This is a genomic window from Pseudarthrobacter sp. LMD1-1-1.1, assembly GCF_040676255.1.
GTDB lineage: Bacteria > Actinomycetota > Actinomycetes > Actinomycetales > Micrococcaceae > Arthrobacter.
In genome coordinates, this window is the sequence record NZ_JBEGHP010000001.1 from 862,610 (window position 1) to 888,159 (window position 25,550).

Genomic DNA, 25,550 nt, shown 5'->3' on the forward strand with positions numbered 1-25,550 from the left:
CGGCCGCGGTGCGTCGACTACACATAGTCATAGGCGTCCTTGCCCAGGCGGCCGTTGACGAAGACGTCCTCAACCTCCCGCTTGAACCGGGAACGTTCGTTGAGGATGGTTTCGCGGTAGCTGCCTTGTTTCGCCACTTCCTGCTCGAAGTTGGCGATGAGCTGCGGAAGCATGGCTGCAGCAGTGGCAACCTCGGTATCCCCCGGCGTGATCTTGTGTTCCCAGGGAATGGGAACGTCAGCGTAGAAGGCGCCGGATCCGCGCCGGGCCACGATGGTCAGGGCGCCGGAAAGTGTTGCCTCCCGAGGCATGCGGTCTTTACCGGGGTGGTGCCCCAGATCCAAATAAACGCCGCACTGCTGCAGGGTCGCAACAACCTCGGCACGGGTCATCCCGACGATTGGCTGCCACTCAATGGTGGATGGGCTCGCCGCCTTCACCGCATCGATAATGTGTCCGCCTTTGGCGGGGTTGTAGGTGACCAGCTGGCGGTTGCGCTTGGCGGTGGCGGTGGCCTGGAACTCCCCGGTGGGGGTGTAGTCGGAGACCAGGGATGGCACGACGTCCAACCTGGTGGCAACGAAGGCCCATGCATAAGAGGACTGCACGAGGTGGATGACGTCCTTGTCCGTGCGCAGTTTTGCCGGCGTCACGCCGTTCTTCCACATCCGGGCGAAGGGGACGGCCGCTTCCTTTGCCTTTTCAAACAGGCCGGCCGTATTCCGGTACCACATGCGCTCGGCCATGAAAGTCAGCGAGTTGTCGATGCTGAGCCACCAGCACATGCGGCGGGCCTGCTTGATATGGGACATCTCGTGGACGTAGGTCTCCGGATAGACCACCACGTTTTCGGTGGAATCGATGATTTCAGGTGCTTCCGGGGCGTCGTAAATCCCGTACTGCTCAACGCGGTCGTTGCCTGCTGTGTGCGGGTGCGGGACCAGATAGGCGTCCTGCCCAAGCTCACGCAGCATATCGACGAGCTGGTGGAGGGCTTCGGGCCCTCCGGTGCGCAAGCCACGATGGTAGAGGACGAAGATTGATCCTGAGTTGGTGGTCATGAGTTTTCTTTCGATGTTGACCGGGCAGTGCAGGGGAATGGGGGAGCCGGCGCCTAGCGCAGGCGGGCTGCGAGGTCGTCGTCTATTTTGCCCATCCGCTGACGAACGGCGTCCCGGATGCCGGCTGCAGCGGCAACCGCGTGTTTGCGCCGGTTGGGACCAAATCCGAAGCGCACAATGTTGCTTTGGATTTCCATGTAGATTCGGCGCAGCACCCAGGCCGGTTGTTTCAGCGCATAACGGCGCGCGAGTGTCAGCGAGTTCCGGGTGATGTAGTAGACCCGGAACGGCGCGTGGTAGTAGATGTAGAGCTTTTTGGCTCCGATGTGCGCATGCCAGCCGAGAATCTTCATTGGCCGTGCACTGCCCAGGCTGTGCTCGAGATTGCAGCCCCGTCCTGCCAGTGCACGAAGTCCGTGCTCCCGGAGCCGGGCATTGAACTCGGAATCCACGCAATCGATGAAGAACCCTTCGTCGAAGAGGCCAACTGCATCGAACGTGCGTGCACGCACCAACGTGCCGCTGGTCATGGGGTCGAAGATCTGGGGCTCATCCTGACTGCCCCATACCGGCAGGGGGATGTGGTTGTGCGACTCCGCGCACACCATGCCTACGCTGTGCGGGTCACTGGATGCTGCAACAGTGGCGAGAGCGGCGCCGATGTAGTCTCCAGTGAACCTGGAGTCCTGGTCCATGGTGACAATCCACTCCGGGTTCCAGCGCTCGAGTGCTTCCTTGATTCCCGTGTTCAGGGCCCTGGCGATGCCGGAATTGGTGCCGAGGCGCAGAACGACGGCACCTGCCTGCTCCATCTCTGCCAGTGCCTGCGATACATCGTCGCGGGAGCCGTCGTCGACAACCACGACGTGGGCGACGAAGCGCAACAGCCACTTTACGTTGGCAACATTTTCATCACCGGGGTTATAGGCCGATACAACTCCGCACACGTCGGGGTGGGGAATGGTCGGGTTCGGGCCGGGCTGGACCATCACGCCTGCCCCGCCTGCCGGGAGCGCCGTACTGCAATGTAGACGTTGCGCAGGAAGGCGATCCGTGCACGGATTATTTTTGAGGCTGAGCGGATACCGTGGGGCGTCAGGTTCTCGCCGTGAAGTCTGTGCAGGATGGTGTCTTCTTCCATGTAGACGATGGAACGGTTGACGTTGCCCACAGTGGCAAGCCACTGGTCGTGGGATTCGTTCATGTAGTGGGGGAACGGCAGTGCCTGCGCCAAAAGGTTCCGCCGAACGGCCATCGCGCAACCCCAGTGGAGCCGGTAACCGACCACGATGCCCAGGAGGTTCCGCACGTGGTGGGTGGAATCCTTGGCCCTGAGACGGATTTCATGGAATGAGCCGGGCGCTCCGTCGAAGTGCCGGCAGTTGCTCACCACCATGTCCTTGCCGTCCAAGGCCGAGATCATGCGTTCCACCCGGCCCGGGAGCCACACGTCGTCCTGGTCCGAAAGGAAAACGAACTCTCCCCGCGCCTCCCCAAGGGCTCTTTCAAATGTTGAAACGTAGCCGCGGTTTTGTTCGGCATTGATCAGCCGGATCCGGCCATCCGGAACGGCGGCGACGATGGCAGCAGTGTTGTCCGTGGAACAGTCGTTGACGACCACGACTTCGTCGTGGGGGCCAAGTTCGGGAAGGATCGAATCGATTTGCTCGCTGATGTGGCGGGCGCCGTTGTAGGCAGCCATGCACACACTGATGCGCGGCCGTGTGGTTGTGGGCTCCAAAAGTAATTCTCCTCACTCCGGGCGGTGCCAGCGGGGCGGGCAGGACCCCAAGCAGTCTAGCAAGCCGTGCCTGACAGGCCCGACAGGGGCCGGTCAACTATAATCGTGGGGAAGCCGCCGAGTTCTTCGAGCGGAGCCCACGGAAGGAATCCCAGGTCCATGACCGTTGACGTAATGCTGCCCTACTACGGCGATGTCGATCAGATGAAGCTCGCAGCCCGAAGCGTGATGAACCAGGAAAACGAAGACTGGCGGCTCATCGTCATCGATGACGGCTACCCGGACCCCGAGCCGGAACGCTGGTTCTCGACGATTACTGACCCACGCGTTACGTACCTCAAGAACGAGAAAAACCTGGGCGCCAACGGCAACTATCGCAAGGCGCTGACCATGGTCGAGGCACCGTATGTGGTCATCATGGGCGCAGACGATGTCATGCTGCCCAACTACCTGGACGTCGTCGTGGATGCGTTCGAGACCTACCCGCATGCCAGCGTTGTCCAGCCGGGTGTCCAGGTCATTGATGAAAAGGGCATTGCCTGCATTCCCCTGGCTGATGCCGTCAAAAAGGCCTACGCCCCGAAGACCCGTGAGCGGATCGAGCTCAAGGGCGAGCAGATGGCCACGAGCCTGGTACGTGCTGACTGGGCATACTTTCCGTCGTTGGCCTGGCGGTCGGAGACCATTGTGCGGATCGGCTTCACCGACGGCCTGGACGTCGTTCAGGACCTCGCGCTGCTGCTGGACATAGCGGCCGAAGGCGGCTCCCTTGTGGTGGACCCCACGTTGTCCTTTCTGTACCGGAGGCACTCGGCGTCAGATTCTTCCGTGCGTGCCCTGGACGGACGCCGCTTTGATGAAGAGCGGCGCTTCTTTGAGGGGCAGGCAGCCCGGTTCAAGGAACTTGGCTGGAACCGCGCTGCCCGCGCTGCGTCCTTCCACACCACCTCGCGGCTGAATGCTGCATCCTTGGTGGTCAAGTCTGTGGCCATGGGCAAGGTGGACTCCCTCCCACGGCTGGCAAAGCACATCTTCGGCTGACCGGCCGCATAGGAAAGGGAGCGCCCCGCGGGGTCGCTCCCTTTTTTGTTTGGTCCGCCTGGCCAGGCCCGCGGAAATGCTTCTGCTACGCAGCGGGGCCGGTGGTTCCTTCCTGTCGCGGGTGTGACCCGACGCTCTGCTGCAGTGCCGAAAGCTCTACCTTCAACAGGGCCACCTCTTCGCAAAGAATGCGCACCTCGTCCTCGGCCTGCGACTGCTCGCGTGACAGGTGAAGGCATACCCCGACAAGGAGGACGAGGGTGGTGATGAAGAGAAGGTTCGCGGGGACCTGGATTCCGAGCAGGCCACTGGCTTGCTCAAGCAGGGCGGGAAAGGCCGCCAGCAGAAGAGTGCCGATGCCGATGACGATCCAGAGAACAGCGTATTTCTCGCGCAACTTCTGCCGTCGCAGCATTTCGAAGACGAAGAAGAGAATCGCCACGACGACGATGGAGCCCATAAGGAGGGACATGTGGATTCCTAGTTGGTGGAAGGTGTGGATTTCTTGCGCGTCAGCGCGAACAAGAGCGCCATCCCTGAGCGGCCGAGGTAGATCGCGGCCTTTATCGGGTCATGGCTGGGGGTGCCTCCCTGACGCTCCCTCATAGAAACGCCAACCTGGCGGACAGTGCAGCCTGAACGGATCGCCACGACCAATGAATCAATCGTGTCGCCCAGGTACTCGGCGGGGTAATGGTCCAGGTATTGGCGGATGGCTTTGGTGTTCGCTGCGCGGAAACCGGAGGTCACGTCGGTGAGCTTTGTCCGTGCAAGCCGGGAAATTGTCCACGCCAGGACGTTCATTGCCCACTTTCGGGGGCCGCGGACGGTGTAGTTCCCCGCCTCGGCGAAGCGGGCACCAATGGCGATATCGGCGTCGCGCAATCCGTCAAGGACTGCCTTGATGTCCCGGGGGTCATGCTGGCCATCGGCGTCCACCTGGATGACTTGCCGGTAACCATGCATCTGGGCATATTTGAAGCCGGTCCGCATCGCGCCGCCGACGCCCATGTTGAACGGCAATTGCACGACGGTGGCGCCGGCCGCGCGTGCCACCCTGGCGGTGTTGTCACGGGAGCCGTCGTCCACCACCAGCACATCGCATGGGGGTCCAAACTCGAGGACTTCCGCGATGGTGTTGCCGATTGCTTCCGACTCGTTCCAGGCCGGCATGATGACGAGGGTGTCGTGGCGTGCTTCGGTCATGCTGGGAATCCGCTCGTGGTCGAATTAACGTACTCGGTCAGGCGCAGCCCTGCCGGCGGTGCCTCGAAGCCTGCTGCCTTGATCTTGGAGAGGTCCAGGACACTGTTGAGCGGCCGGGGGGCGGCATCCTTCCCCTCGAAGTATTCCTTGGTGCTCACGCCCGTCACGGCGGCCCGGCTTTTGCCGGACAATTCGTAGACGTCCGCGGCGATGTCCGCCCACGACTGCGGGTCGCCGTCGTTGCTCAGGTTGTAGGTGCCGTAGGGAGCGCCGGTGTCCAGCAAATGCCGGATACCTGCCGCGATGTCATCAGTGAAACTGAGGCGGCCGTACTGGTCGTTCACCACGGAAGGTTCTACTCCGCGCGAAGCGAGCGAGGCCATGGTACGGACAAAGTTGTTGCCTTCACCGATGACCCAACTCGTGCGGACGATGTAGTGCCGGGGGACCACGCTGACGACGGCGTCGCCTGCTGCTTTGGTCTGACCGTAGACACCAAGCGGTGTGAGCGCTTCAGTTTCCGCATGGACTTCCTTGGCCCCGTCGAACACGTAGTCAGAGGAGACGTGCACCAGGGTGAGGTCATGCTCAACGGCAATCCGCGCAAGCTGCGTCAACGCCGTCACGTTGGTGGCCCAGGCGGCTGCGCGCCCCTCCGAAGTCTCCGCCGCGTCAACGGCCGTGTAGGCCGCCGCATTGATAATGGTGGAGTAGTTCTTCCAGTTGCGGCCTTTGAACGCGTCCGGACTGCCGAGGTCGAACTCACTGCGCGATGCGAACTCAACGGAAGTGTCGCCGTCGTACTTTTTCCGCAGTGCCTTACCCAGCTGGCCGTTGGCGCCGATGACCAGGGTCTTCTTCGGTGGCATGGGCACGACGTCCGCGAGGCGGGGGTGCGCTTTGTCCTTGTCGGACAGTTCGGCTTCGGAGAGCGGGATGGGCCATTCGATGGCCACGGTTTCGTCCGCCAGGTTCAGGAAGGTGTACTGGCCCTGGGCGTCGGCGGACCAGTGGTCATTCACGAGGTAGGTGTAAGCCGTCGTGTCTTCAAGGGTCTGGAAAGCATTGCCGACGCCCCGCGGAATGAAAATCGCCTGGCTGGGGTCGAGTTCAGCGGTGAAGACGGCACCAAAGGTGGGCCCCTGACGCAGATCCACCCATGCTCCAAAGATCCGTCCCGTGGCGACCGAGATGAACTTGTCCCAGGGCTCTGCGTGGATCCCCCTGGTGGTACCCGCCTTCTCGTTGAAGGAGATGTTGTTCTGGACGGGCCGGAAGTCCGGCAGGCCGAGCGCAACCATTTTTTCCCGTTGCCAGTTTTCCTTGAACCAGCCGCGGTTGTCGCCGTGGACAGGAAGGTCGTAGAGAACGACGCCGGGAATGGGCGTTTCGTGGACGGCGAGCTTTTTGGAGAACTCGATGGACATGCCCTACTGGCCCTGTTCCTTGTACTTGGCCTCGGTGGCGGCCTTCTGTGGGCGCCACCAGTCCTCGTTGTCCCGGTACCAGGCGATAGTGTCCTCGATGCCGGTATCAAAGTTGGAGAACCGGGGTTCCCAGCCGAGCTCGGTCCGCAGCTTTGTGGAATCGATCGCGTAGCGCAGGTCGTGGCCGGCCCGGTCGATGACGTGGTCATAGGCGTCCGGCGCCTGGCCCATGTGCTTCAGGATCAGCTCAACAACGTCCTTGTTGTTCTTCTCACCGTCGGCACCAATCAGGTAGGTCTCGCCGATGCGCCCCTTGGCAATGATGGCCAGGACGGCGGAGGAGTGGTCGTTCGCGTGGATCCAGTCGCGGACATTTTCCCCCTTGCCGTAGAGCTTGGGCCGGATGCCATCGATCACATTGGTGATCTGCCGCGGGATGAACTTTTCCACGTGCTGGTACGGACCGTAGTTGTTGGAGCAGTTGCTGATGGTTGCCTGGAGCCCAAATGAGCGGACCCAGGCGCGGACCAGAAGGTCGGACCCGGCCTTCGTGGAGGAGTACGGGCTGGACGGGTTATAGGGGGTCTGTTCCGTGAAGCGTTCGGGATCATCGAGCTCGAGATCGCCGTAGACCTCGTCAGTGGAAATGTGGTGGAAGCGCTTGTTGTGCTTCCGCGCTGCTTCGATGAGGGTGTAGGTACCGATGATGTTGGTGTCAAGGAAGGGCCGAGGATCGTGCAGGGAGTTGTCGTTGTGCGATTCTGCTGCGTAGTGGACCACTACATCTGCCTCGGCAACGAGCCCGTCCACGAGTGCGGGGTCGGCAATGTCACCCTGAACGAATGAGAAGCGGTCGGCTGGGAGGCCCTGCAGCGACGCGAGGTTGCCGGCGTAGGTCAACTTGTCCAGAACAGTGACATGGTCTTCGGTGTTCTCAATAACGTAGTGGACAAAGTTCGAGCCAATGAAGCCGGCACCGCCGGTAACAAGAAGTCGCTGCATAATTCCCAAGACTACCGGATTTGCCGCTGCACTTAGCTAAAGGAAAGATGGGTGCATGCGCGGAATAATACTCGCCGGCGGTACCGGCTCGAGGCTCCACCCCATCACCTTGGGCGTCAGTAAGCAGTTGGTCCCGGTCTACGACAAGCCCATGATCTACTACCCGCTCTCCACCTTGATCCTCGCGGGCATCCGGGACATCCTCATTATCACCACCCCCCACGACGCTGAGCAGTTCGAGCGGCTCCTGGGGGACGGGTCCCGGTTTGGTGTCTCCATCACCTACAAGCAGCAGCCGTCTCCCGACGGCCTCGCTCAGGCGTTTGTGCTCGGTGCCGAGCACATTGGTGACGATAGCGTGGCCCTTGTCCTGGGCGACAACATCTTCTACGGGCACGGCATGGGCACGCAGCTGCGGCGCTTCGAAAACATTGACGGTGGTGCAGTGTTCGGTTACTGGGTGGCCGATCCGAAAGCCTACGGCGTTGTGGAGTTCGACGAGAACGGCAAGGCGGTCTCGCTGGAAGAGAAGCCTGCGGAACCCAAGAGCCACTATGCGGTGCCCGGGCTCTATTTCTACGATAACGACGTCGTGGATATTGCAAAGAACCTTAAGCCGTCCGCCCGGGGAGAGCTTGAAATCACTGACGTCAACCGCACTTACCTGGAGCGCGGCAAGCTGCAGGTCGAGATTCTTCCGCGGGGGACCGCATGGCTGGACACGGGAACTTTCAATGACCTGAACGACGCCTCGAACTTTGTCCGGACCACTGAGAACCGGCAGGGGCTCAAGATCGGGGCACCCGAGGAAATTGCCTGGCGTCTGGGATTCCTCACGGATGACGAACTGCGTGAGCGGGCGGAGCCTCTCGTCAAGAGCGGTTACGGCTCCTACCTCATAGAGCTGCTGGAACACGGCCGCTGATCCACAAACAAAACAGCAGGGGCGGGACCGCGAAAGCGGTCCCGCCCCTGCTGTTTGCGGGCCGGGTCAGTTGAGGCGGGTTTTCGCCCCGCCCGTGGAGGTCCAGCTGACAGTGCCTCCCTGGAAGGTCTGGCTGCAGGAAAGCTTGTCGGCGGTACAGGTCTGGCCGTTAGTAGGGAATGCCAGCGCACCGTTTTCGAAGCCCTGCGCCGCCCAGCTCTGCTGGATGGGTCCCGGTATCATCATCTGGGCGCCGCTCGCGGCGGACCACATGATGGTCCCCTTCTCGAAGTTCTGGAAGCAGCCGCCGTTCCGCAGGCCACAGATGGCGCCGCTGGTGGGGTAGCCCAGCGATCCGCCCTCAAAGCCTGTGGTGGCCCACTTGTCGCGGATAGGTGCCGATGACATGGTCTGGGCTCCGGTGGCAGGTGAGTACATCACGGTTCCGTTGACGAAGTTCTGGAAGCAGCCGCCGTTCCGCAGACCGCACACCTGTTCGCTCGTTGGGTAGCCAAGGATTCCGTTCTCAAAACCGGAAGCTATCCAGGCGTCCCGGACCGGGCCGAACGACATGGCGTGCGCCGCGCTGGCATTGGACCACATCACTGTCCCGCCCAGGTAGTTCTGGAAGCACCCGGCACCGACCAGCCCGCAAATAACATTTGAGGCGGGGTAGCCAAGGGCGCCGTTTTCGAACCCCTGCTTCTGCCAGAAGTCACGGATGGGTCCGAGCAGGCTGGGCTGCGCGCCTGCTGCGGGGGAGTACATGAGGGCACCCTTGGCGAACATCTGGAAGCATCCGCCGTCCTTGAGGCCGCAGATCTGTGCTGAGGAGGGGTAACCGAGGGCCCCTCCTGAGGCGCCGAGGTTCTTCCACGCCTGGGCCATGGGTCCGGCCGAGACGGTCTGGATCGGTGTGGCCGCGGAGTAGGCGACCGTGCCCTTTTCAAAGGACTGCCAGCATTCGCTCTGAACGGCGCCGCAACTGGCCGGACCCGTCGGGTAGCCCAGCTGGCCGTTTTCGAAGCCTGATTGCGCCCAGTAGTTGAGGATGCGGCCTGTCATCGAGTACGCCCCTGATGTGGGGGAGAACAGGATGCTTCCACCCTGGAACAGTTGGTAGCAGCCGCCGCCACGCAGTCCGCACACTTCCTTGGCCAAGGGGAATCCGATCGGTTCGCCCTTTGCGCGCGCTGCCTTCCAGGTGTCACCGATGCCCATGTAGATGGGCCAGGCTCCAGCTGTGGAGGTCCATCCAATAACTCCGCCGGTGAACAGCTGGGTGCAGTCGGAAGCTGTGCAGGTCGCATCCGTGCTGGGGAAGCCAAGGAGGCCGTTCTCAAACCCGTCTTTTGCCCAGGTATCAAGAATCGGTCCTGATTTGACCAGGTGCGCGCCGCTGGAAGGACTCCACAGCCCCGATCCTGCCTGGAACAGTTGGAAGCATCCGCCCGACCGCAGCCCGCATGTCGCATTGCTCGTCGGGTAGCCCCATGGCCCGTTTTCGTAGCCCTGCGCCGCCCAGGCATCCCGGATCGCGCCAAATGGAACGAAAGCGGCACCTGTGGCAGGGGAAGACATGATGCTGCCGCCCTGGAAGTTCTGGAAACAGCCGTTGTTCTTCAGTCCGCAGATCAAGTCACTGGTCGGATAGCCGGCCGGACTGCGCTCAGCGCCTAGGGCCTGCCACGCGCCGGTGACCGGTCCGGCCGAAACAGCGAAAGCCCCGGAGGCTGAGGACCACATGACGGTCCCGCCCTGGAACCCTTGGTAGCAACCGCCACTGGTTAAACCGCAGGTGATAGCGGTGGTTTGGCTGCCGAGGGAGGGGTGGCTCCCTGCATACGCTGCAATTTGCTGAGTGGCCTGCGACGGGACCTGGATAGTGGGAGCGCTGCTTCCCGCGAACCGCTGGAGTGCTGCGAAGTCGCCGTTCCATACATTTGAGTCGCCGGCAAAGGGACCGGTGCTGCTGTACTGCCAGATGCTGTAGGTGCTCCAGCTTGCCGGCAGCATTCCGGGCGATGACGCCGGTGTCATCGGATAGGCAGCGACCCATAACGGGTAGTCCCCGAATGCGGCGGAGTTGTTGGTGCAGGTTGCCCACCAATCGGTGGTTGAGTAGATCACCGGCAGCCGGCCCGTCAACGCCCGCATGGTGGAGCCGAAGTCCGCAATCCATGCCGTCATTTGGGCGGGCGTCATGTCATAGCAGATGTTGCCGTCGTAAGGGTTGTATTCAATGTCAAGGACCGGGGGCAGTGTGTAGCCGTCCGCGCTCCAGCCCCCTCCGTTGTTGACGAAGAAGCGCGCCTGGTCAGCGCCGGATGTCGATGACGGGTGGGCGAAGTGGTAGGCACCGCGAATCATGCCCACGTTCCGTGCACCCTGGTATTGGGAGTTGAATAATTCGTTCGTGTAGTAGGTGCCTTCGGACGCCTTTACGTAGGCAAACCGCGCGCCCTTGTTCCACTCGCCTTGCCAGTCCACGCTTGGCTGCCACTTGCTGACGTCCAGTCCAAGGACGCCAAATGTTGGGTTCCAAGTGCCTTCCGTGGACAAAGACTGCGTCGACAAGCCTGAGCCTGCCGCGATTGCCGTATCACGTGCCACCCGCGAGGAACGCTGTCCCATTTGGGCCCCACCGGCAGCGAGCAGCTCCTGCCTGGACAACTTCTTCGTGGTGGAGGGCGCTGCCGGGTTAGTGCCGGTGGGAGACGGCGCAGGGGCGGGAGCTGCAGGTGAAGCGGTCGGGACGGCCGGAGGGGTTGTAGAGGGTGCACCCTGCAAAGCCGGTGCCGGCGAAGGCGCGGTCTGGGATTGCGCCGCGGTGGACGTCGGTGACGGAGCGGGCGTCGGGCTGGAATCAACGGCGAAGGCGACTCCGCTCAGGCCCGGTCCTGTTAAAAGGGAGCAGGCAAGTAGTACGAGCCCAAAAGACTTCAGGACTGGGCGACGGGACTGAGACAGGTTCCGCTTCATGTGTGCTCCGGAGACAATGAGGGCGCTCCCCCAAGCGCCTCTTTGGATACTGCTCAGGTGATTTCCCCCAGGAAGGCACCTGATAGTGCTATTTCGATAAATAACGCGCTCACCATAGCACCGGTGTTACCAGCGAAACCAGTGATTCTGGTGTTACTTATGTGAATCCTGTGGTCATCCAGATCCAATCCTGAGGCCTACTGGAGACAATCTTGAGGTTCCTCGGTTATCCACACAGCCGGAGGATGACTTGTTGCCGCCGGGCAAGCTCCCTAGGCTGTAGCCCAGTCGCACTGCCTCCGCCGGGGGCGGCAGTTGTATGGGGGAACATATGAACGCGCTGGGAATTGTCGAGGACGAAGTCCGCGAGCTCATCCGCCGCCGCGGACTGGACCCGCTCAGGCAGGCAGGCGAGGTCCGGCGGCTGGTCGAAGCAGCCGTCACGGACTATGACGAACGGGCTTTGATGGGGCCACTGCCGCCCCTCGGCCCGCTTGATGCGGCCCGCCGGTTCCTCTTCGACGCCGTCGCCGGTTTCGGTGTACTCCAACCCCTCCTCGATGACCCCTCCATCGAGGAAATCTGGCTCAATGCACCCAACGAAATCTACGTGGCGCGCAATGGCGAGTCTGAACTGACGTCGCTGAGCCTCACGGAACAGCAGGTGCGCGATCTCGTGGAGCGCATGCTCAAAAGCTCCGGCCGAAGACTGGATATGTCATCGCCCTTCGTCGATGCCGCACTGCCGGACGGCTCAAGGCTGCACGTGGTTATTCCAGATGTCACCCGCCGTCACTGGGCAGTGAACATTCGCAAGTTTGTGGTGAAGGCCAGCCGCTTGGAACATCTGGTGGAGTTGGGCACGCTGACGCCGCAGGCAGCACGCTTTCTCGGCGCGGCGGTGTCCAGCGGCCTCAACATCCTCGTGTCCGGAGCAACCCAGGCAGGTAAAACCACCATGCTGAACTGCCTGGCCGCGAGCATCGGCAGCCGGGAACGTGTCATCACCGTCGAGGAAATTTTCGAACTGCAATTTGCCCTCCGGGACGTGGTGGGCCTGCAGTGCCGTCAACCGAATCTCGAAGGCGAGGGTGAAATTCCACTCCGGCGCCTGGTGAAGGAAGCGCTGAGGATGCGTCCGGACAGGCTGATGGTGGGGGAGGTGCGCGAAGCCGAGAGCCTGGACATGCTCATTGCCCTGAACTCGGGCCTTCCCGACTATCGTTCACGCACAGTGCAGATTAAGCTTTACCTATGGGAAAGAACGCAGTCATCTACTGCCGGATCAGTCAGGATCGCACCGGGGGGATGCTGGGCGTGCAACGCCAGGAGGCCGACTGCCGAGAGTTGGCGGAATCGATGGGGCTTACGGTCGTCGCGACGTATGCGGACAACGACCTTAGTGCCTACAGTGCCAAGCCGCGTCCTGCCTACCTGAGGATGCTGAAGAGCCTAGGCGAGGGCATGGTCAATTATGTCTTGGTCTGGCACATGGACCGGCTGCATCGAAGTCCCGTTGAACTGGAGCATTACATCGATGCTTGTGCCGCGCATGACGTAAAGACGTTCGCGGTGCGATCGGGCGAATTGGACCTATCTACGCCTTCGGGACGCGTGACTGCCCGCATGCTTGGGACCCTTGCGCGATACGAGTCGGAGCACAAAGCCGAGCGAATCAGCCGCAAGATGGAAGAGTTGTCCCGTAAGGGTAAGTGGACGGGGGGAGCGCGCCCGTTCGGTTGGCAAGTCGACGGTGATCGGCCGGTCGTCGATGAAACTGAAGCCGCTACGGTGCGGTATGCGTTTCAAGCTGTACTCAAGGGGCAAAGTATGGGGTCAATAGTCCGGGAACTGAATGACCAAGGAATAACAACCACTCGCGGAAAGCCGTGGGGCTATGCACAGCTCGGGCAGATGCTGAAGCGCCCACGCAATGCAGGCCTTGCCCAGTTCAAAGGGGAGATCGTCGGCCCCTCGGAGTTCCCGGCAATCGTTTCTGAAGATGTTTACCGGGCTGTCCTGTCCATCCTCAGTGATCCCGGTCGCCGCCGTTCCCAGTCCAATAAGGCCAGGCATCTTCTTGCTGGGATCGCCCAATGCCATTGTGGGGCGCTAGTGCGTTCGGCCTCGGTCGTCGGTCGCAATGGGGAGTCCTACTTTGTTTACCGCTGCCCTGAGAAGGGCAGGGGGCATGTAGGCAAGAGAATTGAGTATGTGGACGAGGTAGTCAATCGTGCTGTCATAGCTCATCGCATACTGACCTCGTCGGTGTCGCAGGTCAAGACGGACAATACGGGCGAGCGGGAAGGGGTGGAAGCGGAAGCAGAGGCCCTCCGTACGCGCTTGACGGACGCGGCCAAGATGGCCGCTGAAGGGATAATCTCGCTCGCTCAGCTAGCGACGATGACCGAACAAATCAGGGTGAAGCAAGCTGATCTGGAAGCCCGCATGGTAGAACTCGTGTCTGAGAAGGGCGTTCCGCGCACAGACATGATCCGAATGACGTTGCCCAAGGCTGTAGATCTTGCATCTGAGGATGCTCGCGAGTGGCTGGATTTGCCCGTCGATACACGCCGTGACTTTTTGCGCTGGGGGTTCCATGTGGTCTTGTATCCGCACAGCAAGGGATCTCCACGAGTGTTTGACGCGGGCACTGTGCTGCTGCGCCCACAGGAGCGCGGTAGGGCGCGGGGGCCACTCTCCGCAGAAGAGATCAAGACCTTTCGGTCCCGCCCGCTACCACTCCTGTAGACCTACTGGGGGAGTTCCGCGAGCCGCCTGTACAGCGTTGCACGCGACATACCCAGATCCCGAGCAACCGTGCTGGCGGGTTTCCCGGCCGCCACCAACTGCCGTGCGTTTTCAATCTGACTGTCGGTGTAGGACGTGCGACGTCCGCCGAGGTCCTTCCCTGCTGCGCGCCGTTTGCTGACTGAGTCGCGGATACGCTCGCGTTTGATGTCCAGTTCCATCTGAGCGAGTGCGACCATGACAGTGAATACCATCGCTCCTGTGGCCGTTGACGTGTCCACATCGCCGCCGCCTAAGTTAAGTACCCGAAGGTTGATTCCACGGCTTTGAAGATCGTTCGCAAGAGCGAGCATGTTTTGCGTCGAGCGGCCGAGGCGGTCCAGGGTCGCGATTACCAACGTGTCGTCTTCCTGAAGTGCATCCAAAGCTTTGTCCAGTGCCGGACGACTCGCACGAGAGCCGCTAATGCCGTGGTCAACGTATAGATCATCGCGGCGCACACCAGCCGCCAAAAGGTCTACCTGTTGCCGCTCCGAATCTTGGCCCTTCGTGGACACGCGAGCATACCCAATCAGCTTGCTCATATTTACCTCCTAGTTGTCTCGTAACTGTCGTTGGAGACTCAGACATTAACAGGAACTTGCAAGACATGGTAGTGAGACACATTTTGGGCTGTTTATGGAGCCTGATCGTGTCTCATCCAACGTGCCTCGTAACCGATGGGTTGCGAGACGGCAGTGTGACCGGGCTGGGCTTGGTGATCCATTTGGGCAAACCTTTGCTGACCGAGTGATCTTGGCACGGGTTTCCGATCCAGGTACGCTGTCAGTTTCCGAAGGCGTCTGCACGAATGTCCAAAGTCGCCTGCACTAGGCACCGCGTACCTGAAATTCTTGGCAGAAGTCACCTGTCCTTAGCTAGGAGTACCATCAGCTCCAGGGGACCGGGCGGGCGTTCCGCAGGGCTGAGGACTGGAGATGTGCCTGTGGGTAAGAAGCGTGAGAAATTCAGCGCCTTCACGTCGAGCATTCAGTTCCAGGTGGTGCACGGAGACCTAAACCGACAGGTTGTGCCGATCTACGTAAACGGCGTTTCCGAGCCGATCCTGGTGCTGTCGTATTCGGACTTCGTTGGATGGATCAGACTCGAGGGAGGCGCCGCTGTTTGGCGCTATGGAAGCCTCAGGACTGGAGGCGTCTCGTCACCTCGGGCAGTGGGCAATCTGGAGACGAAGGCCGGACCAATTATCGATGCGATCGCAGCCTCCGTGAGGGAAGTTGGACCGGTATCACCTGCAGTAAATCCCGTGGATGGTGAACCAGCGGAATTTGTCAGGAGTATAGAAAACGGTCAACGACCACCCGCTTGGTCCAGAAGCCCACGCACCTTCGATCGTAATGATCGGGGGTCTGCCCCAGCTGCTGCGCCCAAGCCTTCTGTTGACGCTTTGCACCCACAGCCAGCCGTGGAATTTAGTCCCTATATACACACGCTAGAGCGGAACCCTGCTGCCCCAGGTTTTACTGAAAAACAGTTGGACGGCGCTCCGCTGATAACCGTGTACCCCGCTGTCATCCCATCAGTGATCGGCGCCTTCTTCCTCGTCGTGGCCTTTCTTGGAGCGCCCTATGAGTTCTACGTCGTAATGCGGTGGGCCGTGTCCGCCATGGCCATCTGGATGTGTGTCATTGCAGGCCAACAAAAAAGAACTGCATGGGGCCTTGTATTCGCCGCCGCAGCACTCCTCTTCAATCCACTCATACCGGTGACTGCAACTCGTGATTTCTGGATCATTCCTGATGGACTGGGGGCCGCCCTTTTTGCTACCGCTGGCTTCAAATTAAGAGCGTCAAGGCCGGCAACAAAGGACGACAAGGCGGCCTTCTAACCCTGCCGCAGCAGGGTGTGTAGTAACTCTAATCAAGCGACCCAAATCAGCTCCAGCAGAAGGCGGCATCATGATCCAACCTCCAGCAGGGTGGTATGCCAACCCTGAGAACTTCAACCAAGTTCGATGGTGGGACGGAACCCGGTGGACGGACCATGTCCAGGCTGCTCCACCACCCGGCCCCGAACTTGCGATTCCAGGTCTTGCCGGTTCCACCCATCTGGCAGCCGCACGGCGCTCCTCAGGAAGTGGAGTAAGTGCGGCGTCCGGTACGGGTTTTGGTCTGGGAATTGCGGCGTTCTTCTTGTTTGGATTTCCTGTTCTTGGGCCGCTCATCTGCGTAGCCGCCATCGTCGTATCTACGATTGCCTTGGTCCGGAGCCCACTTGGGGCATCGAGGAAAAATAAGATCTTCGCGATTGTGGGACTAGTTCTGGGCGTTATTTACACGCTCATGGCCCTAATTTGGGCAGTTACGGGACGAATGTAGCGTCAGGCGAGGGCTTCTCGAAAATGAAGGATTGCAAGAACAGCTTGAATCGAGAATCCAGGGGACGATCGCTCATCGCAGTGGCGTAACGTCCTGCCCCGGAAAATTGGGCTGAGGAAGAAAAAGGAGCAGCGCGGGCCCCTGTTCTCACAAATAGTTCTCGAAACGGTACAGTCGAACTAAGACCCCCCAACCGAGTTTTGAGAAGAGAAAACGCCCATGGCCACGCACCGCATTGGCTACGCCCGGGTCTCCACCCGGGACCAGAACCTGGACCTGCAGGTCGAAGCCCTGAACAGGGCCGGATGCGACAAGATCTACAAAGACACCATCAGCGGCACCAAGTCCCAACGCCCAGGTCTCGACCAGGCTCTGGACAACCTGCGCCACGGTGACACTCTGGTGGTGTGGAAGCTGGACCGCCTAGGCCGGAGCGTGAAAGACCTCCTGGACTTCGCCGGCGGACTAAGCGACCGCGGCGTCGGATTCGTCAGCCTCACCGATGCCATCGACACCACAACGGCCTCCGGACGCTTCTTTTTCAACGTCATGGCTTCCCTGGCCCAGATGGAACGGGAACTCATGGTCGAACGGACCCAGGCCGGCCTACAGGCCGCCCGCCAACAAGGACGGGTCGGCGGCCGCAAACGCATCATGACAGATGCCAAGATCCGCTCAGCCCGCAAACTCCTCAAACAAGGAACACCGCCCCGGGAGGTCGCCGACACCCTAGGAGTCTCCGTACCCACCCTCTACCGATGGGTCCCGGCAACAGGCGCGACCGAGGCGCCAAAGAAGTAGCTTCTGCTGGTTGGTGCAGGCGGCTTCAGAAAGATGACTGTTGGTGCAGAGGACTACTGAGCAGAACGCAGCTTCGTGCAGGCGACTTCTGACATTTCAATATCCATATTCGTATGCACAACCCCGGAATTCCGCGGGCCCTTGTGCAGCCGACTTCTGAAAATGACACGCAGCTGGCTCCTCCCGACGCCCTGAACAGTGTCTCGAAAAGCTTTTGCTTTTCAAGACAAGTTGTTTAGGTCGTGGGGAGGGCGCGGACTGTGTTGTTGCGTTTCTCGTGGGTAAGTTCTGCTAACCCGAGTGCCTCCAGCAGTGGCGGAAGGTACATCCCAAACCGGCCGCGGTAGCCTTTACGCAGCCCGTACCAGCCGCCGACCGGGTTTGCCGGGTCACGGCCCCAAGCCTCGACGCTGCCGTCCGGGGCTGGCTTGGATTCGTCGGCAGCGCCCAGGGGAACCCAGCCGCCTTGTTCGGTCAGCCACGCGTGCAGGTCCTCGATCGCCCTGAGGTGATACTTCAAGGTGGTCGCTCCGACCTGGCAGACAAGCGCCGGAGGTTCAGCATCGGGATCCCGGTACATCTGATATTCAGATGACCCCGGGGCTGTTAGAAGCTTCCAAGGATCAGCCTTCGTCCCTTCGGACATGACAACCGCCCGCCTTCCCGTTCAACACGATGAAGCTTCAGAGTAGCTGTCAGCCACAATCAGCGTCACCGACGGTGGCAATGCGGGCGGCGAGCCTCGGTAAGGGCCGGGGGGACGTCCCCACCTCATGGTCGGGGACTGTGCGCGTGGCAGGGACGTCATTACCCGGTCAGGCGGGGGCGAAGGGTCGAAAGAATTTCTGGGGCGTCGGCGACCAGGGCATCGACTGAGGATCCCAGAGCGATGGCTCCGGGGCCGGCCGCGTGGAAGTTTAGGTTGGCGATCAGGGATTGCAGGACCCGGCACCGGTCTTCAGCGTCTCTGGCGCCGACCATGGCTGAGGCGATTTTCAAGCTGAGGATGGCGTCCATCGCCGCCTCCGGGTCCTCGTCCTGGACGGCGCTGATGATGCGGTGCTTCCTTCTGGGGAGTAGGTCGAAATAATCGCCGAGGAAGCGGAACGCTAGGGGCTTGTTGCCCATGGTGCAGGCAAGCGTCTGGATCACTTGCGGATCAAACAGGGTTCGCACTTTAGTCATTGCCGCCCGTTGCGGTCTTCTCGGGTATCTTGCGCCAGATCGCGGCGAGCATGCTGATGACCAGGAGGGCGGGAGCCCCATACATGAGGGTGTTCAGTATCAGGGGCTGCCGGATGGCCCTGATGGCTTCTCCGACGTGGGGGACGGTCAGCGCGTGCCGGTCCACGGTAGGGGTGCTGATCGTGGCCAGCCAAGGGTCGGCGCCGTTGTTCGCGTCTCCCTTGGTCTGCACTACGAAGGTGCCGTCCGGCTTTGGGGTTATGGCGGTGACGCGGTGCGTCTCGACCCGCTGGTCCTCGACCGGGATGTGGTAGGTGATGATGTCGCCGACCTTGATGTCCGCTACCGGTACGGGCCGGGTGATGACGATGTCACCGGGGTTGATCAGTGGGGCCATGGAGCCGGTCAGCATGGTGGAGGTCTGGTAGCCCAAGACGCGCGGACCGACCGCCAGGGCCAGGAACGCAGCGACGGCCAGGAACACCATGGCCGTCGCCAGCCAGGACACCACCCGGCGCAGCACTTTAATGACCCGGCGGGTACCGGAACGAGGACCCACGCCGTCTGCCTTTGCTGTCCCGCGTTGGGTAAGGCTGGGGCTGTTGATGGCGGCGCTCATGGGTGGGTCCCCGTTCCGGAATCAGGTGGGTCTACTTGGAGACGGCGGTGCGCTGGGTCGCCGTGAAGGTGAACCCAATGGTGCTGGTCAGGCCCTGAAAGGTGTTGTCAGCGGAGGCGGGAAGGGCGGTGGTGACCTTGAGGTTGTCCGCCTTCGTGGCGGCCAGTGCGGTCAGGTTGGCCAGGGTCTTGGCGGTGCCGGTGATGATCGGGCCGTTGGCGAGCACCGTGGACTGCGTACCGGTGCAGGCGTAGGCGCCGGCGGTTCCGGTCCAGGGAACGCTGCAGTTCTCGATGGTCAGCTGCAGGCCGTTGGTGCCATCGGTGGTCAGCAGCGACGCGGTCGCCCCGGCGTCCGTGGCAAGGGTGACGGTGTTCAGGTCGGAGTTGCCGGTGTTGGAGAGCTTGACGAGCTTCTCCACCTTGTCGCCTGGCAGCAGCCCGGTCACGGGAACGTTCAGGGTGTTGTCGACGCCGGCTGCGGGCAGCGCGATCGTGACCGTTCCGGCGGTGACAGCCTGGCTGGCTGAGGTGGTGGAGGTGAAGGCACCAAACGTGCCCAGGCCGGCGACGCTGGCGGCCGTGCCGACCAGCGCGACGGAAGCGATGATCTTGCCGGTGGTGGTTTTCAGAGTGATACCCATGATGCTCTCCTGTGTGGGGGCCTTCCCCCAGTAGGGCCGGCCGAGCTGTTACAAGCCCGATCGGCCTGTCCGGGGACAACTCTGCCGCCGGCGCATCAAGGAAGGACTTTGCCTTCCATCAAGAGAGCGTCAAAGTTTCCGCATGTCAAAGCCACTTTGGAGCCGTGAGGATCCCTGGAGGACCAAATTTCGGGCAACATGATGCGCCCTTGACTCATCCTTGAGGTCTAAAAGGGATTGTTGATACGGAGCTCAATAGAGGTGCTTCAGCAGATCAGTTAGCAAGTCCATGGGAGAGGGGGTTGGGGTGAGGATCGTCAAGTGCCTCAGACACCGGGGCCGGGTCCTGATCGCCGGGCTCCTGATGGCGTCCCTGATGGCCGGCGCGCCTGCCGCCAACGCGGTGTTCACCCGCACCCTCAATGCCGGGACCACCTCAGTGGGTACCTACAAGCTGGCAAGCCCGACGGGTAATGTCGTCACCGTTACCTGTACCCCGAACGGTGGCAGCAGTAAATTCAGACTCACCATCACGGTCACCAGCCACGGCACCGTCGCCAAGGCCAACAACTATGTGTTAATCGTGAAGGATTTCACGGGACTCGCAGCGTCCCCTGTCCCGCTCAACCCCGGCGGGAGCTACACCGCGCCGAGCCCGGGCAACAAATGGACCTACAGTGTCGACGCGCAATACAAGGTACCCGGCACCAGCTATGCCTGGTCCAGCACCCCGAACCCGGTCACCGTCTGCTGATCCCGGCGCCTATAGCGCGATGTCGACGTCGAACTCCGTCTGTGGCCGTCCTGTGGATTGGGCAGCCGCCGCCCGCACCGCATCGGGGATGTCCTCAAACCTCTTTGCCGCAGCCTCCAGACCGGGCATCTCGATGACCTCCAAGGCAAGCCATCCGTCGCTGGCCGACCTGATCCGCGCGGTGAGCTTCACAGTGCCCCACCTTCCCCCTGGATTTTGGTTGATACCCGGATTACTGGGCTGCACATACACGGACACAAACGACATTGGCGCCCCGAAAGACCGGGCACGAGTGCGGGAAACGCTGGGGTTTTATTGTTGGGCGGCCCGGCAGCTGGTTCCGGTGCCGTAGTGCAGCCAGTCGGGCAGCGCGTTGGTGAAGGCGTCCCGGATGGTGGGGGTGTTGGTGGCGGTCCAGTCGATCCGGCCGTTGACTTCGGCTTCGTTTTTGTCCCATTCGAACCAGTTGATCATTTTCAGGTTTGGGAATCTGGCAGCGGTGTCGGGGCTGAAGACCTGTTCCCACCAGATGCGTTTGATGTCGATTTCGGCGGCCCCGCCTGCGGCTGGGTTGTAGAGCGCTGCTGTTTCAGGGATGGCGACGGGCTTGCCGTGGGCCTGGCCGTAGATTTGGTAAAAGTCAGGGAGCAGGGTGTCGTCACCGTTGGCCCCGGCGTAAGTGCCGGTCAGTTGGTCGGCGAATTTGTTGGCTTCGGGGGTCTCGTTTTCTCCCCAGGGGTAGCGGGCGCCCCAGTGGTAGAGGGACATGCCCACCCAGTCCACCGCCTCGTCTCCGGGGTAGTACGGGGAATAGGAGTCATCAGCCATCGTCAGGGTGCCGTCGTGGTCGGTGTCCAGGGCCTCGAAGTCCGGCGTGCCGGGCTTGGCTTCGTACTGGCCTCCGGCGAAGGGGTACCCGCCGGCGTAGTTGGGCGCCCACATCATCGCCGAACCCGGCGCTCCGGTGTGGACGGCGGCGGCCACCCGGGTGAAGGCGTCCTTGTATTCGAGGGGTTGCTGGGACCAGGGGTACCAAGAACCGTTCATTTCGTGGGCGAGCCGGACAATCACCGGGACGCCCTCGGCGTTCAGTGCCGCCAAGTCGTTCACGAGGCCGGTCACGGTGTCGGGGGTGATCGCGGCCAGGCCCTGCTTGGGTTCAAGGGTCAGCAGCATCATGTGCCCGTCGGCCCGGATCTGGGCCGCGGCCTGCTGTAGGTGTACGCTTTCTTCGGCGGTGTAGGGGAAGTCAGCGAAGGACACGCTCACCGCGGGCTTGTGCCCAAGGTCGGCCGCGTATTGCGCCAGTGGTTTTGCGTCCAGGTTCAGGTTGACCCCGAACAGGGCCCCGGACGCCGGGGCCAGGTCCTTCCGGTCTGTCACTTCGCATACCGGAATCGTTTCAGCGCTGCGGCTCTCGGCGGCCTCCGCTGCTTTGCGGTCCCGGTCAGAAAGGCCGTTGACCAAGCTGGTGGTGCCAAACCCGGCCGCCAGCACCACGGCCAGCACCGGCAGGGCCCAGGACTTGAACCGGTCTACGAAATCGTCGCGCCGGCCGCCGTCCTGCCCGTGTGCAGTAGCGTCAGGCATAGTTAACCCCCTGTTGGCCTGCGGTTTTGTTCCTATCCTAGAGGCCAGCGCGCAGGCTGCTGACCAAGGCCGACCGCCTTAAGCTCGGGATCGGACACATGGCGAAAACGCCCCCTGGAATCAGCGGGAGTGCAATGCACTAGGCCTCGCGATCACCGACGGATGTACTGAGGTTTGGTTTGTGGTGCCGGGTGAGAAAAGCCGTGACAGCGTAGGCAGCGGCGAGAGCCAGCATGCTGGTCAACCATCCGGCCGTCAGGATGAGCTGGGTCCATTTATCGGTGTTTTCGAATGGTGTGAGGGATTGGCCGGCAACAACGACTTTGCCGGTGGCCTGCCGGGTGACGATAGCCATCCTCAGGCCAGGCTCCGGCTGCCAGGTGACAGCATCCGTTCCGGTTGCCCGGGTGGTGTCCAGGACACCGACCGGAAGGGTTGGCACTTTCCCGCGCAGGGTGACCGTTGTGGAAATTGCCTTGTTGTCCTCACCAATGACCATGAGAAAGATGCCGCTGTCTTTCGTCAGTTCCAGTCGCGGTCCCAGCCCGGGATCAGACCCGATTTGCTGGATCTGTGCTGCTGCGGCCGCCGCCGGGGCATCGTTGACAGCTTGGCGGCCTATATGTTGCAGGGCCAGGTACGTGGTCGCGAAGACAATCGTGGTGATGACAGCGGCTGCCACCCAACCGGGAATTCTCTGCATGCGACCATCATCCACCCGGCCGGCAACCATCCGTCAGGTTTCCCCCCACTGGTAAGTGGCAGAGCTCTAGTTGGCGTTTTCGTCGTTGGCAATCTCTTCGATCCAGTCGATGGCCTCGTCGGGAAGAACAAGTTCCTCCGCTTCCCGGATTTCACCCCACCACGGATCACCCTTCGGCGGACCGCCAGCGTCGATAATTTCCGCAGTAATCCGGTCGGGAAGAACATCGCCGTTGTTCTCCATCAGCCATTGCTGGGTGGAGGGCTGGAGCTTTAGCCACCATTGTTGGATGTTCATGCCCACAGTTTCCCACCCGGAGCTCTGCTGACGGGGGTCTGACTCTTTACCAGGATGCCGATCAATTTCTGCCATGGCCGATTCACCCATGCTTTCTGTCGACCAGTTCCTGTTCACCCCCGCTCTGCGAGGGTGCCGGTGGTCATTTGGCGGTCAGTTCGCTGCGCCGGAACGTCCCGGCGATGGAAAGCTTCCGGCCGTATTCAATGGACCCGTAGCGGAACAGGTGGACCGCCAGGCGCAGGATTAGGATCCCGACGACGAACAGTTCGACGATGACAATGATGGCCTCCCCCGGGTTCAGGGTGCCGAACCCGTTGCGCAGCAGGGCAGTGACCGGGGCAGTCAGCGGGAAGTAGGTGAAGATCTGCACGATGAGCGCGCCCGGGTTGGAGATGACGAGGCTGAATGTGTAGAAGGGGATGAACATCATGGCCATCAGCGGGCCGAAGATGGTCCCGGCCTCCTTGGCGGTCGGCATGATCGCCCCGATGGCCACGAGCACACCGGTGAAGACAGTGAATCCACCCAGCAGCAGCAAGGCGCCGGTAATCATGGGCCCGGGCTCGAAGACCAGGGAGGACAGGTCCATCTCCGGCAGGGCCAACCGATCACGGAAGAACAAGTACGCGAGCCCGACCGGGGCCAGGAACACCCCGATCTGGACAAGTCCGACCATGAACAGGGAGATGATCTTGCCGGTAATCAGGGTGGTGGGGTTCAGGGTCGTCAGGATCATCTCGGTAACCCGGTTTTCCTTCTCCTCCAGGGTCGAGTTCAGCATCAGGTTCGAGAGCAGGATCATCGAGATGTAGAAGATGACCAGGAACAGCAGGGGCGGGATCACACCCCCGATGCCGGCCGCGGGCTGGCCGTCCTTGAACGTCTGGGAGTCTAACTGGACCTTTCCTGTCAGGGCGGCCGTTAGCTGGGGTGAGCCGACCGCATACTGGGCGGAGGCCTGCAGCAGCTGCTTCGCCACGGCCTCGTACTTGCCGTTCTCGAACATGCCCTTGTCAGCCCCGTAGACCTTCACTGGTTCCTTGGTCGGGTCCGCTGGGAACTGGAAGTAGGCCGCGCTGCTGCCGTCCCGCACTGCGGCGATCGCGGCCTCCGGGTTGTCCGTGTACGTCCCGCCGGCGGCCTTGGCGCCCGGGCCCAAGATGATGCCCGAGGCGTCGTTGTATGTGAAGGAGAACTGGGCGTTCTTCTGGGCGTCCGCGCTGTCCTTGCTGCTCGCGTTGGAGGCAAAGACCAGGGCGAAGACCAGGATGAGCAGGAGGGGGATCGCCAAGGTTGCGATGGCGAAGCCCTTCTTTTTGATGGTCCGGCTGAATTCGAAGGCGACCACGGTGCCGAGGTTGTGCTGCTTCAGTGCCATTACTTTGCCTCCGCCAGTTCGTGCTGTTCGCCGTAGACCTTGATGAAGATTTCCTCCAGGGAGATCCGTGCCGGGGTGAAGGACCGGAGACTGACCCCAGCCTCGACGAGCTCCCGCAAGACTTTCTCCTCGGATGCCCCCTGGCCTGGTGCCAGCTCGGCCCGGCCCTCAATCGCGGAGATGATCTCGTACAGGTCCGAGGCGGGCAGGACGCCGTCGTAACCGACCCGGTAGACGGTCCCGCCGAACTCTTCCTGGACTTCCTCGACTGTGCCGTAGGCGCGGGAGACGCCGTCCTTGAGCAGGATGACCCGGTCACAGAGCCGTTCGACCTCTTCCATCTGGTGGGTGACCATGATGACGGTCGCCCCTGCCCGCTTGTGCTCTTCGATGATGTCCATCAGCAGGCGCCGGTTCACCGGGTCAAAGCCTTTGGTCGGCTCGTCCAGGATGAGCAGCTCCGGGTCGTTCATGATGGTCACCCCAAGCTGGACTTTCTGCTGCTGGCCGCCGGAGAGCTTGTCCAGACGGGTCTTGGCCTTCTCCGGGATGCCTACCCGCTCCAGGTAATTCTCTGACCAGGTCCGGGCCGCGGCCTTGGACAAGCCCTTGAGCCGGCCGAAGTAGACCATCACGTCCAGGACGGCTTCCTTCTTATACAGGCCGCGCTCCTCCGGCAGATAGCCCAGACGTGCCCCGTCGCGGGGTTCGAAGACTTTACCGCCGATATGCAGTGTCCCGGCGGTGGGCTTGTAAATGCCCAGCAGCGCCCGCAGCGTGGTTGTCTTCCCCGAACCGTTACTGCCCAGGAACCCGAAGGTCTCCCCCGCCTGCACGTCGAAGGACAGGTCCTTAATGACCGTAGTGTCCCCGAAGTCCATCCGGAAGTCCTGAATGTGCACAAGCGGCTCCGCCGCGTCCCCCAACGTCATGGTGCCAGCCTATCGTCCACCGTCAGGCCTGACACGGCGCCTGCGGATCGACATAACCAGCAGAACCAGCGGGTCTTGAGCCAACCTTGTGCGGTTCCTAGGCAGCCGTTTGGGTACGGGACCTACCGTGG

27 protein-coding genes and 1 pseudogene are annotated in these 25,550 nt (G+C 61.7%); 9 read left to right on the top strand and 19 right to left on the bottom strand.

The window, feature by feature from the left end; all coding sequences use genetic code 11:
• Nucleotides 1-17 precede the first annotated feature (17 nt).
• The 3 genes from MRBLMD1_RS04120 to MRBLMD1_RS04130 all read right to left on the bottom strand — a co-directional run bounded on the left by MRBLMD1_RS04120 (nucleotide 18) and on the right by MRBLMD1_RS04130 (nucleotide 2,769).
• On the bottom strand, nucleotides 18-1,061 hold the full coding sequence (locus MRBLMD1_RS04120) for a hypothetical protein (RefSeq protein WP_364397657.1): 1,044 nt from the start codon (nucleotides 1,059-1,061) through the stop codon (nucleotides 18-20).
• A gap of 53 nt (nucleotides 1,062-1,114) precedes the next feature.
• Nucleotides 1,115-1,945: a glycosyltransferase gene (locus MRBLMD1_RS04125; RefSeq protein ID WP_364397659.1), complete on the bottom strand. Its 831-nt coding sequence runs from the start codon at nucleotides 1,943-1,945 to the stop codon at nucleotides 1,115-1,117.
• Nucleotides 1,946-2,049: 104 nt separating this feature from the next.
• Nucleotides 2,050-2,769 (bottom strand): glycosyltransferase, encoded by a 720-nt coding sequence (locus tag MRBLMD1_RS04130; RefSeq protein WP_364398016.1) that lies wholly within the window; start codon nucleotides 2,767-2,769, stop codon nucleotides 2,050-2,052.
• A gap of 192 nt (nucleotides 2,770-2,961) precedes the next feature.
• Here MRBLMD1_RS04130 and MRBLMD1_RS04135 point away from each other — a divergent pair, with 192 nt between their 5' ends.
• The gene (locus MRBLMD1_RS04135; RefSeq protein WP_159631578.1) at nucleotides 2,962-3,843 is read left to right on the top strand and encodes a glycosyltransferase family 2 protein; all 882 of its coding nucleotides are present in this window, start codon (nucleotides 2,962-2,964) and stop codon (nucleotides 3,841-3,843) included.
• Between the two features lie 85 nt (nucleotides 3,844-3,928).
• Here MRBLMD1_RS04135 and MRBLMD1_RS04140 read toward each other — a convergent pair whose 3' ends face one another.
• Genes MRBLMD1_RS04140 through rfbB form a run of 4 tightly spaced genes read right to left on the bottom strand, consistent with a single transcriptional unit; the run spans nucleotide 3,929 to nucleotide 7,478 of the window.
• Nucleotides 3,929-4,315, bottom strand: coding sequence for a DUF2304 domain-containing protein (locus MRBLMD1_RS04140; RefSeq protein ID WP_159631579.1), 387 nt, complete (start codon nucleotides 4,313-4,315; stop codon nucleotides 3,929-3,931).
• A gap of 8 nt (nucleotides 4,316-4,323) precedes the next feature.
• On the bottom strand, nucleotides 4,324-5,049 hold the full coding sequence (locus MRBLMD1_RS04145) for a glycosyltransferase family 2 protein (protein WP_159631580.1): 726 nt from the start codon (nucleotides 5,047-5,049) through the stop codon (nucleotides 4,324-4,326).
• Nucleotides 5,046-6,476 carry a bifunctional dTDP-4-dehydrorhamnose 3,5-epimerase family protein/NAD(P)-dependent oxidoreductase gene (locus tag MRBLMD1_RS04150; protein WP_364397662.1) on the bottom strand — a complete coding sequence of 477 codons (1,431 nt, stop codon included), beginning with the start codon at nucleotides 6,474-6,476 and terminating at the stop codon, nucleotides 5,046-5,048. The genes MRBLMD1_RS04145 and MRBLMD1_RS04150 overlap by 4 nt, the downstream gene beginning before the upstream one ends.
• Nucleotides 6,477-6,479: 3 nt before the next feature.
• The gene (gene rfbB / locus MRBLMD1_RS04155) at nucleotides 6,480-7,478 is read right to left on the bottom strand and encodes a dTDP-glucose 4,6-dehydratase (RefSeq protein WP_159631582.1); all 999 of its coding nucleotides are present in this window, start codon (nucleotides 7,476-7,478) and stop codon (nucleotides 6,480-6,482) included.
• A 55-nt stretch (nucleotides 7,479-7,533) separates the two neighbouring features.
• On the opposite strand from rfbB, the gene rfbA reads away from it, so the two are divergent.
• Nucleotides 7,534-8,403 (top strand): glucose-1-phosphate thymidylyltransferase RfbA, encoded by an 870-nt coding sequence (gene rfbA / locus MRBLMD1_RS04160; RefSeq protein ID WP_159631583.1) that lies wholly within the window; start codon nucleotides 7,534-7,536, stop codon nucleotides 8,401-8,403.
• A gap of 66 nt (nucleotides 8,404-8,469) precedes the next feature.
• On the opposite strand, the gene MRBLMD1_RS04165 is transcribed toward rfbA, so the two are convergent.
• The gene (locus MRBLMD1_RS04165; protein ID WP_364397665.1) at nucleotides 8,470-10,980 is read right to left on the bottom strand and encodes a GH25 family lysozyme; all 2,511 of its coding nucleotides are present in this window, start codon (nucleotides 10,978-10,980) and stop codon (nucleotides 8,470-8,472) included.
• A 736-nt stretch (nucleotides 10,981-11,716) separates the two neighbouring features.
• On the opposite strand from MRBLMD1_RS04165, the gene MRBLMD1_RS04170 reads away from it, so the two are divergent.
• The 3 genes and pseudogenes from MRBLMD1_RS04170 (at nucleotide 11,717) to MRBLMD1_RS04180 (ending at nucleotide 14,136) form a co-directional block, all read left to right on the top strand.
• Complete coding sequence (locus MRBLMD1_RS04170; protein WP_364397667.1) at nucleotides 11,717-12,823, top strand: CpaF family protein; 1,107 nt, start codon at nucleotides 11,717-11,719, stop codon at nucleotides 12,821-12,823.
• Nucleotides 12,712-13,041, top strand: a pseudogene (locus MRBLMD1_RS04175) (recombinase family protein); the annotation flags it as partial. The gene MRBLMD1_RS04170 and the pseudogene MRBLMD1_RS04175, both read left to right, overlap by 112 nt.
• 30 nt (nucleotides 13,042-13,071) lie before the next feature.
• Nucleotides 13,072-14,136: a recombinase family protein gene (locus MRBLMD1_RS04180; RefSeq protein WP_364398018.1), complete on the top strand. Its 1,065-nt coding sequence runs from the start codon at nucleotides 13,072-13,074 to the stop codon at nucleotides 14,134-14,136.
• Between the two features lie 2 nt (nucleotides 14,137-14,138).
• Here the strand turns inward: MRBLMD1_RS04180 and MRBLMD1_RS04185 are convergent, their stop codons facing one another.
• Complete coding sequence (locus MRBLMD1_RS04185) at nucleotides 14,139-14,720, bottom strand: recombinase family protein (protein ID WP_364397669.1); 582 nt, start codon at nucleotides 14,718-14,720, stop codon at nucleotides 14,139-14,141.
• A gap of 401 nt (nucleotides 14,721-15,121) precedes the next feature.
• On the opposite strand from MRBLMD1_RS04185, the gene MRBLMD1_RS04190 reads away from it, so the two are divergent.
• From MRBLMD1_RS04190 to MRBLMD1_RS04200, 3 genes are all read left to right on the top strand, one after another.
• Nucleotides 15,122-16,024 (top strand): DUF6804 family protein, encoded by a 903-nt coding sequence (locus MRBLMD1_RS04190; RefSeq protein WP_364397671.1) that lies wholly within the window; start codon nucleotides 15,122-15,124, stop codon nucleotides 16,022-16,024.
• Between the two features lie 70 nt (nucleotides 16,025-16,094).
• The gene (locus tag MRBLMD1_RS04195; RefSeq protein ID WP_364397673.1) at nucleotides 16,095-16,514 is read left to right on the top strand and encodes a DUF2510 domain-containing protein; all 420 of its coding nucleotides are present in this window, start codon (nucleotides 16,095-16,097) and stop codon (nucleotides 16,512-16,514) included.
• Between the two features lie 219 nt (nucleotides 16,515-16,733).
• Complete coding sequence (locus MRBLMD1_RS04200; RefSeq protein WP_364397675.1) at nucleotides 16,734-17,315, top strand: recombinase family protein; 582 nt, start codon at nucleotides 16,734-16,736, stop codon at nucleotides 17,313-17,315.
• A gap of 235 nt (nucleotides 17,316-17,550) precedes the next feature.
• On the opposite strand, the gene MRBLMD1_RS04205 is transcribed toward MRBLMD1_RS04200, so the two are convergent.
• From MRBLMD1_RS04205 to MRBLMD1_RS04220, 4 genes are all read right to left on the bottom strand, one after another.
• Nucleotides 17,551-17,961, bottom strand: coding sequence for a DUF6855 family protein (locus MRBLMD1_RS04205; RefSeq protein WP_364397677.1), 411 nt, complete (start codon nucleotides 17,959-17,961; stop codon nucleotides 17,551-17,553).
• Between the two features lie 161 nt (nucleotides 17,962-18,122).
• Nucleotides 18,123-18,500 (bottom strand): Hpt domain-containing protein, encoded by a 378-nt coding sequence (locus MRBLMD1_RS04210; RefSeq protein WP_364397679.1) that lies wholly within the window; start codon nucleotides 18,498-18,500, stop codon nucleotides 18,123-18,125.
• On the bottom strand, nucleotides 18,493-19,119 hold the full coding sequence (locus MRBLMD1_RS04215; RefSeq protein ID WP_364397681.1) for a signal peptidase I: 627 nt from the start codon (nucleotides 19,117-19,119) through the stop codon (nucleotides 18,493-18,495). Before MRBLMD1_RS04215 ends, MRBLMD1_RS04210 begins: the two co-directional genes overlap by 8 nt.
• 31 nt (nucleotides 19,120-19,150) lie before the next feature.
• Nucleotides 19,151-19,762: a TasA family protein gene (locus MRBLMD1_RS04220; RefSeq protein ID WP_364397683.1), complete on the bottom strand. Its 612-nt coding sequence runs from the start codon at nucleotides 19,760-19,762 to the stop codon at nucleotides 19,151-19,153.
• Nucleotides 19,763-20,069: 307 nt separating this feature from the next.
• Here MRBLMD1_RS04220 and MRBLMD1_RS04225 point away from each other — a divergent pair, with 307 nt between their 5' ends.
• The gene (locus MRBLMD1_RS04225) at nucleotides 20,070-20,516 is read left to right on the top strand and encodes a hypothetical protein (protein ID WP_364397685.1); all 447 of its coding nucleotides are present in this window, start codon (nucleotides 20,070-20,072) and stop codon (nucleotides 20,514-20,516) included.
• 9 nt (nucleotides 20,517-20,525) lie between these two features.
• Here the strand turns inward: MRBLMD1_RS04225 and MRBLMD1_RS04230 are convergent, their stop codons facing one another.
• The 6 genes from MRBLMD1_RS04230 to MRBLMD1_RS04255 all read right to left on the bottom strand — a co-directional run bounded on the left by MRBLMD1_RS04230 (nucleotide 20,526) and on the right by MRBLMD1_RS04255 (nucleotide 25,419).
• Entirely contained in the window at nucleotides 20,526-20,708 is a 183-nt protein-coding gene (locus tag MRBLMD1_RS04230; protein ID WP_364397687.1) for a transcriptional regulator, read from the bottom strand.
• 120 nt (nucleotides 20,709-20,828) lie between these two features.
• Entirely contained in the window at nucleotides 20,829-22,106 is a 1,278-nt protein-coding gene (locus MRBLMD1_RS04235) for a glycoside hydrolase family 26 protein (protein WP_364397689.1), read from the bottom strand.
• A gap of 139 nt (nucleotides 22,107-22,245) precedes the next feature.
• Nucleotides 22,246-22,839, bottom strand: coding sequence for a hypothetical protein (locus MRBLMD1_RS04240; RefSeq protein ID WP_364397691.1), 594 nt, complete (start codon nucleotides 22,837-22,839; stop codon nucleotides 22,246-22,248).
• Between the two features lie 36 nt (nucleotides 22,840-22,875).
• Nucleotides 22,876-23,106, bottom strand: coding sequence for a hypothetical protein (locus tag MRBLMD1_RS04245; protein ID WP_364397693.1), 231 nt, complete (start codon nucleotides 23,104-23,106; stop codon nucleotides 22,876-22,878).
• A 142-nt stretch (nucleotides 23,107-23,248) separates the two neighbouring features.
• Nucleotides 23,249-24,487, bottom strand: coding sequence for an ABC transporter permease (locus tag MRBLMD1_RS04250; RefSeq protein WP_364397695.1), 1,239 nt, complete (start codon nucleotides 24,485-24,487; stop codon nucleotides 23,249-23,251).
• Nucleotides 24,487-25,419, bottom strand: a complete 933-nt coding sequence (locus MRBLMD1_RS04255) for an ABC transporter ATP-binding protein (RefSeq protein ID WP_364397697.1) — start codon at nucleotides 25,417-25,419, stop codon at nucleotides 24,487-24,489. The genes MRBLMD1_RS04250 and MRBLMD1_RS04255 overlap by 1 nt, the downstream gene beginning before the upstream one ends.
• Nucleotides 25,420-25,550: the final 131 nt, after the last annotated feature.

Bases quoted from the DNA above. Each gene is read 5' to 3' on its own strand.
- MRBLMD1_RS04120 (WP_364397657.1), bottom strand. From the start codon at position 1,061: ATGACCACCAACTCAGGATCAATCTTCGTCCTCTACCATCGTGGCTTG.
- MRBLMD1_RS04135 (WP_159631578.1), top strand. From the start codon at position 2,962: ATGACCGTTGACGTAATGCTGCCCTACTACGGCGATGTCGATCAGATG.
- MRBLMD1_RS04140 (WP_159631579.1), bottom strand. From the start codon at position 4,315: ATGTCCCTCCTTATGGGCTCCATCGTCGTCGTGGCGATTCTCTTCTTC.
- MRBLMD1_RS04145 (WP_159631580.1), bottom strand. From the start codon at position 5,049: ATGACCGAAGCACGCCACGACACCCTCGTCATCATGCCGGCCTGGAAC.
- MRBLMD1_RS04150 (WP_364397662.1), bottom strand. From the start codon at position 6,476: ATGTCCATCGAGTTCTCCAAAAAGCTCGCCGTCCACGAAACGCCCATT.
- rfbB (WP_159631582.1), bottom strand. From the start codon at position 7,478: ATGCAGCGACTTCTTGTTACCGGCGGTGCCGGCTTCATTGGCTCGAAC.
- rfbA (WP_159631583.1), top strand. From the start codon at position 7,534: ATGCGCGGAATAATACTCGCCGGCGGTACCGGCTCGAGGCTCCACCCC.
- MRBLMD1_RS04170 (WP_364397667.1), top strand. From the start codon at position 11,717: ATGAACGCGCTGGGAATTGTCGAGGACGAAGTCCGCGAGCTCATCCGC.
- MRBLMD1_RS04180 (WP_364398018.1), top strand. From the start codon at position 13,072: ATGGAAGAGTTGTCCCGTAAGGGTAAGTGGACGGGGGGAGCGCGCCCG.
- MRBLMD1_RS04185 (WP_364397669.1), bottom strand. From the start codon at position 14,720: ATGAGCAAGCTGATTGGGTATGCTCGCGTGTCCACGAAGGGCCAAGAT.
- MRBLMD1_RS04195 (WP_364397673.1), top strand. From the start codon at position 16,095: ATGATCCAACCTCCAGCAGGGTGGTATGCCAACCCTGAGAACTTCAAC.
- MRBLMD1_RS04200 (WP_364397675.1), top strand. From the start codon at position 16,734: ATGGCCACGCACCGCATTGGCTACGCCCGGGTCTCCACCCGGGACCAG.
- MRBLMD1_RS04205 (WP_364397677.1), bottom strand. From the start codon at position 17,961: ATGTCCGAAGGGACGAAGGCTGATCCTTGGAAGCTTCTAACAGCCCCG.
- MRBLMD1_RS04210 (WP_364397679.1), bottom strand. From the start codon at position 18,500: ATGACTAAAGTGCGAACCCTGTTTGATCCGCAAGTGATCCAGACGCTT.
- MRBLMD1_RS04215 (WP_364397681.1), bottom strand. From the start codon at position 19,119: ATGAGCGCCGCCATCAACAGCCCCAGCCTTACCCAACGCGGGACAGCA.
- MRBLMD1_RS04220 (WP_364397683.1), bottom strand. From the start codon at position 19,762: ATGGGTATCACTCTGAAAACCACCACCGGCAAGATCATCGCTTCCGTC.
- MRBLMD1_RS04235 (WP_364397689.1), bottom strand. From the start codon at position 22,106: ATGCCTGACGCTACTGCACACGGGCAGGACGGCGGCCGGCGCGACGAT.
- MRBLMD1_RS04240 (WP_364397691.1), bottom strand. From the start codon at position 22,839: ATGGTTGCCGGCCGGGTGGATGATGGTCGCATGCAGAGAATTCCCGGT.
- MRBLMD1_RS04245 (WP_364397693.1), bottom strand. From the start codon at position 23,106: ATGAACATCCAACAATGGTGGCTAAAGCTCCAGCCCTCCACCCAGCAA.
- MRBLMD1_RS04250 (WP_364397695.1), bottom strand. From the start codon at position 24,487: ATGGCACTGAAGCAGCACAACCTCGGCACCGTGGTCGCCTTCGAATTC.
- MRBLMD1_RS04255 (WP_364397697.1), bottom strand. From the start codon at position 25,419: ATGACGTTGGGGGACGCGGCGGAGCCGCTTGTGCACATTCAGGACTTC.